This window comes from Adhaeribacter aerolatus (assembly GCF_007991635.1).
Lineage (GTDB): Bacteria > Bacteroidota > Bacteroidia > Cytophagales > Hymenobacteraceae > Adhaeribacter > Adhaeribacter aerolatus.
Genome location: NZ_BJYS01000024.1, coordinates 20156 through 35943 on the forward strand (window position 1 = coordinate 20156; position 15788 = coordinate 35943).

General features: G+C 43.5%; 19 protein-coding genes. 4 read left to right on the forward strand and 15 right to left on the reverse strand.

Annotation, left to right across the window (positions count from 1 at the left end; all coding sequences use genetic code 11):
* The 13 genes from arsB to AAE02nite_RS15855 all read right to left on the reverse strand — a co-directional run bounded on the left by arsB (window position 1) and on the right by AAE02nite_RS15855 (window position 9465).
* Window positions 1-1104, reverse strand: coding sequence for an ACR3 family arsenite efflux transporter (gene arsB, locus AAE02nite_RS15795; RefSeq protein ID WP_146899502.1), 1104 nt, complete (start codon window positions 1102-1104; stop codon window positions 1-3).
* A gap of 26 nt (window positions 1105-1130) precedes the next feature.
* On the reverse strand, window positions 1131-1910 hold the full coding sequence (locus AAE02nite_RS15800; protein WP_146899505.1) for a metallophosphoesterase family protein: 780 nt from the start codon (window positions 1908-1910) through the stop codon (window positions 1131-1133).
* An 18-nt stretch (window positions 1911-1928) separates the two neighbouring features.
* Complete coding sequence (locus tag AAE02nite_RS15805; RefSeq protein ID WP_146899508.1) at window positions 1929-2366, reverse strand: arsenate reductase ArsC; 438 nt, start codon at window positions 2364-2366, stop codon at window positions 1929-1931.
* Window positions 2367-2429: 63 nt separating this feature from the next.
* On the reverse strand, window positions 2430-3002 hold the full coding sequence (locus AAE02nite_RS15810) for a DUF6428 family protein (RefSeq protein ID WP_146899511.1): 573 nt from the start codon (window positions 3000-3002) through the stop codon (window positions 2430-2432).
* Window positions 3003-3039: 37 nt separating this feature from the next.
* Window positions 3040-3372 carry an ArsR/SmtB family transcription factor gene (locus AAE02nite_RS15815; RefSeq protein WP_146899514.1) on the reverse strand — a complete coding sequence of 111 codons (333 nt, stop codon included), beginning with the start codon at window positions 3370-3372 and terminating at the stop codon, window positions 3040-3042.
* A 63-nt stretch (window positions 3373-3435) separates the two neighbouring features.
* A complete protein-coding gene (locus tag AAE02nite_RS15820; RefSeq protein ID WP_146899517.1) occupies window positions 3436-3954 on the reverse strand; it encodes a hypothetical protein in 519 nt (172 codons plus the stop codon).
* Window positions 3955-4157: 203 nt separating this feature from the next.
* The gene (locus tag AAE02nite_RS26715; RefSeq protein ID WP_146899520.1) at window positions 4158-4364 is read right to left on the reverse strand and encodes a GDCCVxC domain-containing (seleno)protein; all 207 of its coding nucleotides are present in this window, start codon (window positions 4362-4364) and stop codon (window positions 4158-4160) included.
* Entirely contained in the window at window positions 4364-4972 is a 609-nt protein-coding gene (gene merTP, locus AAE02nite_RS15830) for a mercuric transport protein MerTP (RefSeq protein WP_146899523.1), read from the reverse strand. Before merTP ends, AAE02nite_RS26715 begins: the two co-directional genes overlap by 1 nt.
* Before the next feature lie 3 nt (window positions 4973-4975).
* Entirely contained in the window at window positions 4976-5362 is a 387-nt protein-coding gene (locus AAE02nite_RS15835; protein WP_146899526.1) for an ArsR/SmtB family transcription factor, read from the reverse strand.
* 252 nt (window positions 5363-5614) lie between these two features.
* Window positions 5615-6856, reverse strand: coding sequence for a putative porin (locus tag AAE02nite_RS15840; RefSeq protein WP_246151089.1), 1242 nt, complete (start codon window positions 6854-6856; stop codon window positions 5615-5617).
* Complete coding sequence (locus tag AAE02nite_RS15845; protein WP_146899530.1) at window positions 6853-7290, reverse strand: QcrA and Rieske domain-containing protein; 438 nt, start codon at window positions 7288-7290, stop codon at window positions 6853-6855. The genes AAE02nite_RS15840 and AAE02nite_RS15845 overlap by 4 nt, the downstream gene beginning before the upstream one ends.
* A 2-nt stretch (window positions 7291-7292) precedes the next feature.
* On the reverse strand, window positions 7293-8525 hold the full coding sequence (locus AAE02nite_RS15850) for a di-heme oxidoredictase family protein (protein WP_146899534.1): 1233 nt from the start codon (window positions 8523-8525) through the stop codon (window positions 7293-7295).
* A gap of 310 nt (window positions 8526-8835) precedes the next feature.
* Window positions 8836-9465, reverse strand: coding sequence for a DUF305 domain-containing protein (locus AAE02nite_RS15855; RefSeq protein ID WP_146899538.1), 630 nt, complete (start codon window positions 9463-9465; stop codon window positions 8836-8838).
* 87 nt (window positions 9466-9552) lie between these two features.
* On the opposite strand from AAE02nite_RS15855, the gene rpe reads away from it, so the two are divergent.
* Entirely contained in the window at window positions 9553-10206 is a 654-nt protein-coding gene (gene rpe / locus AAE02nite_RS15860; RefSeq protein WP_146899541.1) for a ribulose-phosphate 3-epimerase, read from the forward strand.
* A gap of 102 nt (window positions 10207-10308) precedes the next feature.
* Here rpe and AAE02nite_RS15865 read toward each other — a convergent pair whose 3' ends face one another.
* Window positions 10309-10641 carry a hypothetical protein gene (locus AAE02nite_RS15865; protein WP_146899544.1) on the reverse strand — a complete coding sequence of 111 codons (333 nt, stop codon included), beginning with the start codon at window positions 10639-10641 and terminating at the stop codon, window positions 10309-10311.
* A gap of 1124 nt (window positions 10642-11765) precedes the next feature.
* Between AAE02nite_RS15865 and AAE02nite_RS15870 the strand changes: the two genes are divergently transcribed.
* Together AAE02nite_RS15870 and AAE02nite_RS15875 are read left to right on the forward strand one after the other, a co-directional pair.
* A complete protein-coding gene (locus tag AAE02nite_RS15870) occupies window positions 11766-12617 on the forward strand; it encodes a murein L,D-transpeptidase catalytic domain family protein (protein ID WP_146899547.1) in 852 nt (283 codons plus the stop codon).
* Window positions 12618-12846: 229 nt separating this feature from the next.
* On the forward strand, window positions 12847-13641 hold the full coding sequence (locus tag AAE02nite_RS15875; RefSeq protein ID WP_146899550.1) for a histidine phosphatase family protein: 795 nt from the start codon (window positions 12847-12849) through the stop codon (window positions 13639-13641).
* Window positions 13642-14035: 394 nt separating this feature from the next.
* On the opposite strand, the gene AAE02nite_RS15880 is transcribed toward AAE02nite_RS15875, so the two are convergent.
* Window positions 14036-14716 carry a DUF6766 family protein gene (locus AAE02nite_RS15880; protein WP_146899553.1) on the reverse strand — a complete coding sequence of 227 codons (681 nt, stop codon included), beginning with the start codon at window positions 14714-14716 and terminating at the stop codon, window positions 14036-14038.
* A gap of 230 nt (window positions 14717-14946) precedes the next feature.
* Between AAE02nite_RS15880 and AAE02nite_RS15885 the strand changes: the two genes are divergently transcribed.
* On the forward strand, window positions 14947-15213 hold the full coding sequence (locus AAE02nite_RS15885; protein WP_246151090.1) for a hypothetical protein: 267 nt from the start codon (window positions 14947-14949) through the stop codon (window positions 15211-15213).
* Window positions 15214-15788 lie beyond the last annotated feature (575 nt).

Below are 15788 nucleotides of genomic sequence, written 5' to 3' on the forward strand. Positions count from 1 at the left end.
TTAAATATTGGCCTCAACGCTCTTTTGCGGTACCGCTTGGGGAGATGCGTCTATGCCGTAGTATTTCTTGCGGAACCAGTAAGCGAGGTTAACCAGGCCAATTAAGGCCGGTACTTCAATTAGGGGGCCCACCACGCCGGCAAATGCCTGTCCGGAATTTAACCCGAAAACGCCGATGGCTACCGCAATGGCTAACTCAAAGTTGTTACCGGTAGCCGTAAAAGCAACTGAAGCATTCTGCGCGTAATTAGCGCCCAGGGCTTTGCCCATATAAATGCTTACTACAAACATAATGGCAAAGTAAATGACCAGCGGAATGGCAATCCGGATGACATCCAGCGGAATACGCACGATTAAATTGCCTTTTAAGCTAAACATGACCACAATGGTAAACAACAAGGCGATTAAGGTAATGGGGCTAATGGCCGGAATGAAAACTTTCTGGTACCAATCATCCCCTTTCAGCCGGCGCAGAATAAGGCTCGACAAAAAACCCAGCAGGAACGGGATACCTAAATAAATAGCTACACTTTCGGCAATAGCCCCCATGCTGATATCCACTATTTTGCCTTCCAGGCCAAACCAAGTCGGCAGCACGGTAATAAAAATATAAGCAAAGAGGCTGTAAAACAACACCTGGAAAATACTGTTAAAAGCTACCAGACCCGCCGCATACTCCCGGTCTCCTTCGGCCAACTCATTCCAGACCAGCACCATGGCAATACAGCGGGCCAGGCCAATTAAAATAATGCCTACCATGTACTCCGGATAATCCCGCAGGAAAATAATGGCTAGAAAAAACATGAGCAGCGGGCCAATTAGCCAGTTCAGCACCAGGGATAAAGTAATGACCTTTACATTCTGGAAGACCCGGCCTAACTGCGCGTATCTTACCTTGGCCAAAGGCGGGTACATCATCAGGATTAACCCGGTGGCAATCGGCACATTTACGGTGCCGGCCTGAAAAGTATTAATAAACCCTTCTACTTCCGGATAAACATAGCCGATGAATACACCAATGGCCATGGCCAGGAATATCCAAAGGGTTAAAAACTGGTCTAAGCGGGAAAGCTTCTTTCTTTTATCTACGGTACACTGACTCATTTTCTGATGATTAAATTATACGTTGTTTAAGCCGTGCGCAGCATTTGGGCAAATTCGCTGGGCAGCGAGCTGGCTTCTACTGCCTGCGCGGCTTTCTCTACCTCGTAAGCTACCCGCACAAATTCCACTTTTATACTTTCGGGCTGGGTTAATTTACTATCTGGCGTTAATTCCAGAATGACATAGCAGCTGCGAGGGTCTCCGTCTTTGGGTTTACCCACCGAGCCAATGTTGATGGCGTGGCGGTAACGAGTTTGCCTTTCGTGCTCGTAAGGCATCGCCCGGTGGTAAGGCTTATGGGTATGGCCAAAAAATAGCAAGTCGGCCTGGGCCTCTTCCATCATCCGCAGGAAACTTTTCTCCGGTCGGTCCTCCAATAAATACTCGTTTATTTTCCGGGGGCTACCATGCACCAGCAGCAACTCCATTTTATTCGCTTCCTCCGAATTATCCATTAGGGTTAAGCGGATATGGCGGGGCAACATCCGCAGATACTGGCGGGTTTCTTCCGTGACAATACTATTGGTATAATCAATGGATTGTTGCCCTAAAGATTTCTCCGTATCGGTTTTATAAGCACAACCACAGTTGGGGCTGGCCAACCCCACCCCTTCATCGTAATTACCGGCAATAGTGGGTATTCTTCTTTTTTTAATCTCTGCTACTACTTCGTTGGGCCAGGTGGCATAACCCACCAGGTCACCTAAACAATACACGGCATCCAGGTTTTGTTTATCCATATCGGCCAGCACGGCTTCTAATGCCGGCAAATTGGCGTGGATGTCACTAAAAAGGGCAATTCTCATGAGGTAATTTTATTTGTCTTAGTTGGCTGATATGGTTTGGCTTAGAATGTTATCCGTGATAAACTGCCGGCTATAAGTTTTAATTTGGTCCCGTACCTGCCGAAAAGTGGCTTTTATTTCTTCTTCCGTGCCGGTAGCCTTGACTGGGTCCGTAAAATTCTGATGAAACCGGGCTGCCTGGGAAGGGAAATAAGGGCAGTTTTCCTGGGCATGGTCACACACGGTAATGATGTAATCAAAAGGTATTTCCCGGTATTCATCAATATGATTGGAAGTATGCCCCGAAATATCCAGGCCCTCTTCGGCCATGGCAGCAATGGCCCTGGGATTTACCCCATGTGTTTCGATGCCGGCACTATAAACTTTAGCCTGGCCTTGGGCAAAATGTCTTAAGTATCCTTCGGCCAGCTGGCTGCGGCAGGAATTACCGGTACAGAGAACAAGTATATTTTTCATCGTAAGCATTAAGTTAGAGAAGAAGGAGTAACCTGGTTTATAGCAGCTTACCCCCTTCTGAATTTAGCAGCAGCCGGAGCCGGGTGCACAACTGTTGGTTGCCGACAGGCTTACCAATTCTATTTTCATTTTTTCCGGCTTAATTTCTGTCGCCGGCGTGCAGCATTCTTCGCCTTTCTCATTGGTGCCGCAGCTGCCGCCGCGTTCAATGGCTTTGCATTGCACAAAGTCCGGGCTCAGGTTAACCACCAGGTTATCGCCGGAAACTAAAAATTCGCCCGGATACATTTGGCGGGTATCAAATTGAGAATTGCCAAACTCAATTTTTACCCTTCCCAGCGGATTTAGAGGTAACATCTTTTCTACCACCCCGATAATAGATAAGGCCTTGCTGACCTTCATTTCCCGGTCATTATCCCGTTGCTGCGGCTCCCACAGCTGCACAATAATTTCGGTCCAGGTATTCATCACCCCACCGCAGTCTACTGACACAATCGGAGCCTGTTTGATTTCGGTGATGTGGTAAGAAGCATCTACCAGCTTACCTTCGGCATATTGGAATTGCAGGTGCAAATCCGGATTCTTCAGCAATGCCTCTTTAAAAGATTGCCAGTTCATGAAATCTGTATTATTCATAATATTGCGTTTTTACGATTAACAAATACAAAAATTTTTAACAACAGCTATCCTGACAAGCTACCGGGCTGGAGAACAAATTAAGGAGTACATCCCGCACTTCTTCCCATTTGTGTTGGTCAATACAGTAACAAACGCTGGTGCCTTCCACCGTTCCTTTTATTAGACCAATGGCTTTTAATTCTTTTAAATGCTGCGACACGGTAGCCTGAGCCAGGGGCAGTTCTTCTACCAGGTCCCCGCAGATACAGGTTTGCTTTTTAAGTAGGTACTGCAGAATGGCAATCCGTGCCGGATGGGCCAGCGCTTTGGCATAAGTTGCTACCTGGTTCTGCTCCTGCGTGAAATTCTGTGTTTTGGTAACGCCCATCTTTTAATATTTTATTAATATATCGCAATGATACGATTAATGTTTTGCTTAGACAAATTTTATCTAGATTTTTCTTTTATTAAGCGGATGTCTATAAAACACATAAATGATTATGGGTATCCCTATAGCAGCAGGAAATAGCCAAAAAAATAGTTGGGGAAATTGATTCCAGAAAGGTAAATTCTTGCCATTGTCAACATAAAAACCTGTTAACAGCAAAACAAAAGAAAGCCCCATACTTACCGTATGTAAGCGGGTCCAATTAGGCCTATGGCTTTTGGCTACTCTTTGCCCAACAAAAGTTAAAGTGTATGCACCGGTTCCAACAATCAGTAAATGCGTGTTAAAAGGCCAACGCATAAGAGAGGTAATTACGACCGTAATAAATAAAACCGTCATGCCCCAGTAGTAGGTTTTACCGGTGGTCGCATGGATTTTGGTAGTCTTTTGGCTAAGCATGGCAACCATGCCGCTGATGATGCAGATAAGCCCCAAAACTATATGAATAACAATAATTGCTAAAAAGAGTTTGTTGTCAGATGGTACCGGAACTCCGAAAATAAAAGTTACCTCGTTATCCATTACTACAGCTTTTTTTCTTATCCTGGTTATTCTTAAATAACATGAGCAGGTATATGATTCGGGGGCATTGCTGGTAGAACGAACAATTACTTTTCTACTGAATCAGGCACAAAAGAGGAAATTTAATCAGAAACGATGAATTACTAAATCACCTAATAAAAATAGGAACAAAAAGCCAGTTTTTAGAAGTCTGGCTTTTTGTCCTAACAACATTTTAGATTTTGCTGGATGGGGGGACACTTTCGGGTGCCATAACTGCAAAACACACAACAATCACCTGGCTGTGGTTTTAACACGGTCTTACAATGCTCGCACTCATAAAAGTACTGACAAGCATCCGTAGGCATTTCTTCTTCTTTCTGGTAGCCGCATTTTGGACAGGTAATAGTAGAAGTAGTCAGTATTTCCATTATTGCTGGATATTTGTTGCCGTAACTTTATAACCCGTCGCCTGAATAGCTTTCTGTACGGCTTGGATATTAGTCTTTGATTTATCAAAGGCTACCAGGGCATTGCCATTAGCATAGGAAACCTTTAAATTCAAAATACCGGCGACCTTGTTTACTTCATTGGCTACGTGCAAAGTGCAGGCATCACAGGTCATACCGCTTATTTTATATTCTACAGTTTGGGTTTTGACTTTATCCTGAACTACCCTTTGGCTCACTTGGGTTTTAGCGGCCGGATAGAATACTTTTGCGTAGTTCGGGAAAGCGAGCATTAAAAATGCTACCGCAGTTACTAAGGTTAGAAAGGATTTAGTTTGCATAAAAGAAGGGTTGGTTTCTGTTTCACAATTACAGGCCTTTTGTTTTTCCTGTCTTAATTTTTGGTACCAGGCATAACCCAGCAACGCTACGGTTAAGCCAATCAAGTATGGCCGGTAGGCATCGAGCCACCCAATGGAGGAGGCCAAGCCACTGGTGCCGGCTAACAAAGCCATCAGGGGTGTAATGCAGCAAAGAGAAGCCAACACCGAGGCCACTATTCCGCCGCCAATTAATCTTTTGGATGCCATACGCTAAATTACCTTTTCTAAACGTTTAGCTGTTTCAGCGCTGATATATTGAAAAAGAGGCCTGATTGCCGCCAGGTGTTCTGGCTTAAGCGCGTAAAAGATGGTTTGGCCCACTTTTTTGCTCTGGATAATGTTACCATCCTTTAGTTTGCGCAGTTGTTGGGACACGGCTGGCATAGTCATGCCAAGCACATCACTCAGGTCACACACGCACAATTCCCCTTCCTGCTCTAGCAGATAAAGCAACTTGAGCCTAGTTTCACTGCCGGCCAGACTAAGCACTTCACTTAGTTTCTGAATCGTCTCCTTTGCGGTTTCTAACTTCCTGGAACAATGGTTAAGCTGTTCTTTATCGGCAAAGACCCTTAAACAGGCATTTTCTTCTTCCATCAGTACTTCTTTCCTGCAAAAGTAATATAAATTAAGTATTTAAGCAAATTCTTAAATATTTAAGTTAGGAGGCTTGAAACGAAAACGACTTTAAGATTATTCAGGGCAAAACCTTTCAGGCAATCCAAGTCATGCGGTTCTAGGCTATTTTTACTTGATTTTTATCTTGGCCAAAGGACGAAAGGTTACATTACCTTAATTGGCATCGTTGGATGTAACCTAAATTATCCAAATAAATAATCCCATTGAAACTTAAAAATAAGAAGCAAATCCTACTTGAAATCCGCCCGTCCTGGCAGGTGGGTTACCCAGCAGGTCACGCGTCCAATGATAGCGGTAATTGGCCCGGATAACCGTATTGGCCGAAGGCCGGATACTAATACCCGGCACAATGGCCCGAATATCATCACGTCTCCTAGTTCCGGTTTCACTGAACTGACCGATGTTATAATCTACCATCTCTATTCTTAAATTGGCATTCAGGGCGGTCTTCGGGTAATCCAATAGTGTCTTTTGCAAAACCGTATATACCACCTCCAGGTATCCCCCTGCCTGTCGGTTACCAAAAGCTGGACCTAAAGCCGGTGGTAATTGCAAGCGTGCATGCGCAAACTCCCCGTTCACGACGGCCCGGCCCAGGGTCGTATTAAAGTCCAGGGCATAGAGGGCCAGGCGCTTTTTCGAAGTTACCGGAATGCCATCTATTTTATAGGTATTGTAAATGCCTCCGTAGTAAGATATACCTACCTCTCCCAGTTTACGATGCCGGAAAGCCAATTTAGTGGATAGCATGGGACGGCCATTGTTGTCTTGGTCAAACATACTGGGGTCTTTCCCGGCCGGTAGCGAGGTCCGGCCTTCCGCATTCAAAATTAAGCCGTCCTGCAAGCCATTTACCAGGTAGACATCATAGGTAAATACTTTCTGCGGCGCATACACCTTCCCATGAATGCCAAAGCCGACTTCCGAAAGGGTACTGGGTATCAGGTTGGTGGTTACGAGCGGCCGTTCTATAAATTCCCATTTCGGACTATCATGATTTTGGTTGAAGGCTCCGATGGGCACTACTAGAATTCCCATCCGGAGGTTGAAAGCCGGATTGATTTCAAAATCAAGCTGTGCCGTTTCCAGGCCTATTTCTTTTGTACCATGCTCAAACTCTAATTCCGATAAGAATTTAATGCGCCGGGCAATGGTGGAATACAGGAAAATATTAAAACGCCGCAGCTCCATCGAATAGCCTTCACTGATGCCATCGGTGACAAAGTAATTGGTATTGCCTTCTAAATACCCGCCTACTGCCGTGGTGGTTTTGCCCAGCTGGATAAAGGGCCGGTTATAAATGGCATCCTGTACCATTTTGTTTCGCGAAGTGTCGGTTGCTGTCCGGGACCAGGCGGAATCAATTTGCGCCAGGCCGGGAAACCCGCCCATCAAAAGCAAGCCAAGAAGCAGCCATTTTCTTTTGCACCAGATTCGTAGTATTTCTTTCATAGCTGGATATATAAGTAGTCACCGTCCGCCTGAACCATAAACTGCTGTAAATCCTTTTCCGATGGCCCCTTAACCACCTTGCCGGTAGTCGTATATTCGCTGCCATGGCAGGGACAATGCAGCATATCAGCGGCCGGATTTACTTCACATCCCTTATGCTGGCAATGCAGCAAAACAGCGGAGTAGTCATTATTTTCCAGTTTGCGCAGATAAATGGGCTCTTCGTAGCGTTCCGTTTTCACCAATACCCAATTATGTTCCAGGAGCTTTTCCTTTTTCACTTCCACAAAATCCGCTTTTTTGACTTTTACCCGGTTTCCTTCCACAACAAAAGGAATGTAATAAGCCGGGGAACAACCTGGCAGCAAAAAGCTAATGCCAAGCCCGGAAAGGCATACCAGGCTGCATTTTCTTAGAAATTCATCTCGTTCCATACTCAAAGGGATTGTAAAAAGGCCACCAATTCTTTTTGGTTAGGAGACGGTAGTGCGGTGAACTTAATCCTACTACCGGCAGCTTCCCCGCCGTGAAACTGAATGGCCTCTTCCAGCGTTCTGGCCCGGCCATCATGGAGATAGAAAACCTGTCTTCCTTGTGCCTCTGCTGCTAAGCCCAAGCCCCAGAGGGGTGCCGTTCGCCATTCACTGGTGCGGGCGGAACCTTCGGTATAGTTATCATCCAACTCCGGCCCCATGTCGTGGAGGAGCAAATCCGTATAAGGATGAAAGGTCTGATTGCTTAGGGCCGCAATATCAGATAAGCCGGTTTTTAAGGTAGGTACATGGCATTTGGCACATCCAAGCTGGATAAACAGCTGCTCACCAGCTAGTACTTCCGGTTGCCGGGCATTCCGGCGAGGAGGAACCTTCAAGGTTCGCATATATAATACCACGTTCCGCACCACACTGCCTGGCACTTCCGGATCGGGAATATTATCGCCGGTGTGATTGCCTAATTGTTCATTATACAAATCTGTTCTCAGGAATTCCGAAGTAATGCCCATATCCAGCAGGTAAGCATTGGCTACCTGTTGCAGTAAATCAATCGCGCCGGCCTTCTTGCCGAAACGGCCGATATAACGGCCCGCAGCATCCGGGAGGTGGAATTTCTCCGGTTCAAAGAAATCTGGAGCTGGGAAATAATTGGGTACGCCCGAGATGCCATCGCCATTTAAATCATGCGGATCCGCCATGGCCAGAATATCCGCATCCGGCACGGCGGCCAGGTACCCTAATCCGCCTACGGCCGGCGGCGTTAACCGGGTGGAACCCTTGATATCTATAGGTAAGGTTTCCGGGGTATACCCCGTAATAGCCCGATGCTGCAGCTGGGAGGCCCCGACGGAAATCATGGGGTCAAAATCCAAGCCGTCCTGCCGGTTAAACCGGGTTAGGGAAGTAGTTGGATGGCCTTTGCCGTCCCCAATATGACAGCTTTCACAAGAAGTGGAGACGAAAATAGGGCCTAAACCATCCACCACCCCGAATACCCGCCCAAACTCCGTATCGCCTTTGGCATGACTTTGCTGCTGCTCCGGTGCCAGCGCCAGGATAGGCTCACCCAGTAATTTTTCCGGTTCTATGTTATCCGGAAACAAAGATTCACAAGCCACTACCGCTAAAAACAAACCCAGGCTTAAAGCCATAGCGAGTAAACGTGTTTTATCCATAAGCACAGGCAATTATTAAGTAAATCTAATTAAATTTATTAATTAACCAAATAAAATATTTAGACAAACCTAAAAACTGTAAAAACATATGGATTTTTGCCTTTATTCTGAGCTTAAGCAATAAATACAAAACCCGGACATCAATCCGGGTTTTGTATGAAAGATTTAATTGTCTACAAGAGATTAATTTTATTGAGAATGGAATCAAACAGCATTATGCTGGCTATTAAGAAGTAGCTGCTAATTTGCAGCTAAAATGATAGCCTACCTCTGGCTGTATGATTGAAGTTTCTCAACCATAAAGAAAATATTATTCCAGGGCTGTTATTTCTTCCTGATGTTCAACAATCAGCCGTTGGGCGTATTCCAGTAAATCCTTGTTCCCCCCAATAGTAATATAAGCCTGGGCAATGGTGATGGTGGCTTGATGATGGATAATAATCATAGACTTAAATTTGTTATCCGGATTATCATTTTTTTTCTGGCTCATTTTCTGGTTCATTTCCTGGAGGGTCCGGTTTAACTCCCGGTGCAACATGGGATGACCCTGTTCTTTCCTATTTTTTTTATCCAGCTGGTTGGCAATCCCTTCTAAAAAATCCTTTTCTTTTTGATGTTCCGCGTAAATCTGTTTTGCCAGGTGGGTTAACTTTTTGCTTTGGCCATTATTTATTTCTTCCTGCGCCAAATTCATGGCTACCTGGTGCTGGTATACCATGGCATGAAGAAAATCATGGTCCGAATGGCTTGGTTCCAGCTTCTGCTCCGGAGGAAAGGTGTTCAAGGTATCGGCTGGTAGCAGTGGTGCTTGTTCCGCTGCATGGTAATGAGGCTCTGTTCGCGAACGCTGGTCTCGCTGTTGGTGGGTTTCCTCCCGGCAGCCAGCAATACCTAAAAGAACGAAGGATACCGGTAGTAATTTATAACGATAAGGTTTCATGACTTACTCCAAATAAATCTTATAACGGCATAAATATCGTATTAAGCATATTCCCGCCTTCTCCATTTTTAAACCTGTAACGCGATTATGAAAAAGACCTTAGTTGCTCCCTCCATTCTGTCCACTGACTTTGCCTTCCTGGGTAATACTTTAACTATTATTAATAAGAGTGCGGCCGATTGGTTGCACGTGGATATAATGGATGGTTTGTTTGTCCCCAATCTTTCCTTTGGGATGCCTATCCTGAAGGCGATTCAGCAGTATACCAGCAAGCCGGTTGAACTACACTTAATGATAGTGCAACCGGAACGCTACCTGGAAACGTTCGCGCGCTTTCAGATTCAACAAATCACTGTTCATGCCGAAGCATGTCTGCATCTGCACCGCGTAGTCCAGCAGATTAAGGAACTGGGTTGTAAAGCCGGTGTGGCCTTGAATCCGCATACCCCTATTGACTGTCTCGAATACATCATCCAGGAGTTGGACATGGTTTGTCTAATGTCAGTGAACCCTGGGTTTGGTGGACAAAGATTCATGCTGCAAATACTTGATAAAATACGCCAGGTAAAAGCGCTGATAAAAACAAAAAAGTGTGCCGCGCTGATTGAGGTTGACGGCGGAATTAATAAAACCAATGGTGGAGAAGTTGTAAGAGCCGGGGCAGATGCGGTTGTAGTAGGTAGTAGCATTTTTGACTCTGATAATCCCCGGGAGGCCATCAGGCATTTAAAGGAGCTATGATTCGCTTATTGCTGAAACATATTTAAGGCCTTTCGCTGCATCTATTATTTCAAAGTACCATTTTAAGGCAACTTTGTTAACCTAATTTAGGGAAAAACACTTTTAATTATGCCGGGTTTTAAAGTGATTTTGTTCTAGGTTTAAGTTCGAAAACTCTTTCCGGATATTCCGGCGGGATAATTTATGCAATGGACTGGTCCAGTTACGGCTATAGTAGTAAACCCCGGGTGCCTTGCCGGGTTCGTCCTGTAGTTGAGCCGAATAGAGAATTTGATTTGATATTATTTTCCGGACGGTGTAATACTCTCCCCCAAAGAATTGGTAAAGCTTTCCATTGCAGAAGTAACCGTAAATGTCACCCGGGTGAAAAATGAATTCACCATCTGGGGTAATTAGCCTGATGGTACGCATGGCAAAGGGGGAAGGGTGGCCCATTCTGTTTCCCGGTTGTTTTAAGCAGGCAACAAACGAAGCTTTTCCTGCCAGCCAGTCCGATTGAGAAATAAAAAATCCGGCGGCCGGGCAGCCAGGTTTTTGCGTAACCGGGCAAACTGCTCTAGTGGAATCACTATCCATAAACGGTGCCAATAGCTGAATTTGGCCATAGGAAATGCCCGATGCCATCCCAAAAAAGAATACCAGCAAATAACGAAGAACCAAGGAAAATTTAAAAAAGCAGGAGAACATATAGGTCAGAAAAATTTAGATTACAGATATTAAAATAGCGGTAGACACCCTTTAGGGCAAAGGTGGGGCATATCGGTAGGTGAATGCTACCAGAATGGCTGGGTTGTAATCTAAATTATAAAAACTGAATATTGAAGATGAAGTTTCTTGGGTGGAGGGGAAAAAAGTATGCGGCAAATCAGATGCTTATTAATCCTGGAAAAATAAAGGAATGCTAAAGCTAGGAATACTGGCAGGTAAGGCGTAAAAGTTGGGCCTTTGCTTATCGTTATCGCAATTTTTTCACCAACGTCTTCAATGAAATAGGTATCATATTCATCTCCATAAGTTTTGCTGTAATCGCTTATCCTTACCTCTAAAAAAGCTAGTAAGTAGCAAATACCTATCGAAAGAATAAGCAATTTAAATAAGTATCCTTTCATCACTTAAGAGATGCGCATATATCAGTTTTAATATACGATGATTTTGATATCCGGTCAATTAAAAAACTATGAAATGAAATTAGAAAGCTCTCCTTAATAATTTAGAACAAAACTTTAAGAAATTTCATTATTAACCTGGTAATCCATGCTTCTTTGCTGCGCAATGCCTGTTATATGCCATTAACCGATATAGCATGGAGTTAAGACAATATATTAGGTGGCTCATTTGAAGCGAACAGCGGGAACAAACAAGTAAATAATCATTTGGTCAATTACCATCACCAGGAATGGTTAACCACCTTGTGGGTCGGTGGATACCAGCGCCCACTCACTTTTGAATCACAGTATTACGCTCAACGGGCAAGTAAACTGTAAACCTAAATCGGACTACCTCAACCACCTCATGGAACAATCATTGCAGCGATGTTTGTTATAAAATAAAAGAACGAAATGCAAAGAAATTCTCTAATCCATTCTCTTATTTTTCTTTTAGCAGTGTTTGTTATTTGCTTTCACATGGGCTTTTCCCTAAAAAGCAATGATCCAACTCCAGTTAAAATAGTAGAAAGGTCAAATGAAGTAAATAAAGTCCTGGAGAGCGTATCTGCAAACACCTTTAAAGTGAATTCTGCTCCATTAGCTATCTTTGATCAGTATGTAGAAACCAGCTACCAGGCAGCTGGTTTAGCGCAGGCAGGTCTTACGCTTGAAACATACCGGGAAGCAGTAACGGGTTATCATAATATTATGTCTGCTAATTCAGTTTCAATTGCCAAACCGTTAATGACGATAATAGATTTTAACCAGTCGAGCAAAAACCGCCGTTTGTGGGTCATTGATATGGCGGCAAACAAGGTTGTATATAATACTTGGGTAGCTCACGGACAGGGCAGCGGAGGAGAATACGCCACTTCCTTTTCAAATACTACCAATTCCTACCAGAGCAGCCTTGGCTTCTATACCACTCAGAATACTTATGTGGGCAAACACGGCACTTCTTTGAAATTGGAAGGTTTGGATGATGGTTTTAATACCAACGCCTGGCAAAGGTACATTGTCGTGCATGGGGCAGCTTATGCAAACGCAGACGTCATTAAGGTAAATGGCCGCCTGGGCCGTAGCCAGGGATGTCCGGCACTGCCATTGGATATCGCGCAACCTATTATTAACACCATTAAAAATAAAACAGTCCTGTATATTGACGGCCCTTCCAAATCGTATTCTTCCTCCTATTTAGATGTCGAACGGGCAGCTCTTTGCTTCAGCGCTGATAAAAACGGGCAAGGACACCTTCCAAGCTAATCATGTTTTGCTGACCTGGAACATGATATAGCCTTGAGGAATCAGAAGTTAATAACAAGGTAGCGGACCTGTTTTTTCTTAATTGCTTTGCAGGCATTTTAACAGGTTTCCTGCATACGAAGTAGGTGATAAAAAGGAGAATTCCTTTGCGATAAACTGCATAATCACGCTTTAAACAAGGAACTTTCGCTGCTTAAAGATGGTTTTTACTATATACCAACTTTAAGAAATGAAAAGGATATTTTGCTTAATTTTTTCTTTAGTGTCGCTCTCAATTGTATCAGTTAATGCTAGCGGAGACCACGCGCATCAGCCGGCAATTGGAAGCTTAGAAGGGCACTATAAGAAAATGGCTGCCAAGTCTGTTTATGCAACTGTGAAGGGGATACCTGTAGCACCGGAAGTGCGTTTTCTTCAGGAAGCAGAATTAGCACTGCCTGCCAATAAGCGCCTTCGGCAAATTGCTCTGATTCGTCACGGAGAGCCTGATTTGTTAAAAACAGGCAGATTCTCTTTAAACCAGGCTAAACAATTTGTTCAGAGCTATGATAGTGTGGGGATAGTAGTTCCGGATACCCCCTTTTTTAAAATAGATAACCCAGATAATGCCGTTATTTTCGTCAGTTCTATTAACCGGGCGAAGGCCACCGCCCATTATATTTTTGGTGCAGATAGGGGAATGACTATTTCGCCTGACTTCCGGGAATTTGAAACCTCTATTGGTAAGCACAGCCCCAATGTAAGCATGCCTATTAATTTTTGGACCACTACCGCCCGTATAAAGTGGATGTTGGGCATAGACCGGCAAGGAGCCGAAAGTTTCGCTGATGCCCGTAAACGGGCCCGAAAGGCAGCACAGGTGTTAGCTGAAGCAAGTGATAAAAAGCCGGAAGTAGTATTGGTAGCTCATGGCCTGTTAAACCGTTACATTCAGCAGTCCTTGAAAGATATGGGATGGCATGTGGTGCGGGACGGCGGGAATGGTTATTTGGGCACCACCATTTTAGCCAAAATAGAATCATAAAATAAGGCTTTAGAAAACTCGTTAGCAATAACCAGCAGGTATAGATATTATCTCTAATTAAACGTCCAGCTGGTTTGCCAAACCTAATCCAGAAATACTTTTTATAAGCGGCATTAGCCTGTATCTTTTCTCTTCCGGGCGAGGAGAATCATAACGGGTAAACCACACGCCTTAAGCGCATGGCGCCTGTGATTAGTTGCCATTTAAGCCGTTAATCTTCAATCTTCTTATTGCTGCCTAACAAATAAGGCTTGTATAAACAGGGTAAGGTCATTACACATCAAGTTGGGTGTGCCCGTCTCTCCCTATCTTTACCGTTGGGGTGCCAGAATACCTTTACTTAGGAAATCTGCTTACTAGCAGTAGCTGCCAAAAGTAGTAGTTAAACAAAAACTTATGATTCCATTTCGCTATGTGGCATATCTACAGGTTTTGATTCTGGTGATCCTTTTTGCCTAAGAAATACTGAAAAAAGCACGATAGAAAAAATAGAAACGAATTCACTCTGCCAATTCTGAAAAGATTCAAACCAGAAGCGGGAAGAAGCCATATAACCCAACATGGTGACCGTCGGCTCTCCCGTGTCGACTTGCTCAACATTGTAAACCTTCATTCCTCCGTAAGCATGTAATAAAAATGAAAGTAGGAACAGCAAGAAGAAGGCCAAGGATAAAGAGTTCTTATAGAGTTTTAGCCAAAGACCTCCAGCATTTACTGGCCAAGGAGCTTCTACGGCCGGTTTAGGTTCTCGATCAACTTCTTCCTGTTCATAAAGCTTTTTAGATTCAGCAGATCCCTTTTGTCGGAACCAAACGGTTAGCAGTACGAAAAGTCCCATCTGTAAAAATTCACTTTCCCAATTCTCGAAAGTAGCTTCCAAGAAGTGGCCGGAACCTAAATATTGATTTAGGGTCAGCGTTGGTAGTTGCATCTGCTTCAACTCATCATTATAATCGAGCCAACCAGTAAATAATTGGCCTAGCATGGATATTATAATTAAAAGCAGCACTATCAGACTTAAACCATTCTCGTAAAGAATCTTTTTATATCGAGATTTAGGAGGTGCCGTTAACATATCTGTTTGCTTCTACTTCTATTGGAACTACAATGATATACAAAAAATTACACTTTGTACTTTTTCAAATCTATATAACAGGCGTCATAAAAGCTGGTTAAGATATTTGTAATATGTTAGGTTTGATCATCAGATGCTGATTAAAGCCTTCTTTATAAAAAGACAAAAAACGACTTGATTAGAAATTTCAAGTACAATTAATTTTTAGTATTTAATCTTTAAACCTAATTATGATGGCAGAACATCCGGAAGAACACAAAAAAAGTGCAGAACATCATCAAATAGCGGCTGATCATTTGGAGCAAGCCGCCAAAAATCATCGGGCCGCAGCGGAACATTTGGCCGCAGGAGACCACCAAAAGGCAGCCCATCATGGGTATACCGCCTATGGTTTAAGTTCCCACGCACAATACCATGCTCAGCAAGCGGCTTTACACCATTCTCATGAGCATAAAACTGATGAGCCTTTACATGCCCATGAACAGCCTGGTAAATAATTGCACGTTAACAGCTAAATCCAAGAAGTTGCTCTTTTCTAAAAAGAGCAACTTCTTGGATTTTATCGTACGTTACATGCTTCCTTAAATAGCATTTAAGCCGGTATTCTGTAACTCCTACTGTACAGTCTTTTAAAAAGAAGGATAACAGTCATATTGAACCTATCATTAACAGATAAACTTCCAAATTCAATTTGTCTAAACATGAAAAGATTATATGCGAACAATTGGAACGGAATTTTAATAAAAGTTTATGCAGTTATTTTCATCCTTATCGGCCTGGTCGGTTTAATCATTATAGTATTTCTGGACGCGCTCACGCACCCAGATTATTTGGCCAGAAATTATTTCACTACCTCTTTTATTAATTCGGCGGCTTTCATTATTTACATAAATACACTGCTGATGCTGTTACTCATAGTAAGCAGCATTCTTGTTTTAAAAGGTTTTAAAGGTGGATATTATTTGTTTTTGTTTCTCTTGGCTTTATGTCTGACAACCTATATAATACAAGTTTTTTATGAGTCCGCCCTAAATGGCACCAACAGTAAGACGTTACTGGACTGGTTCTGGCA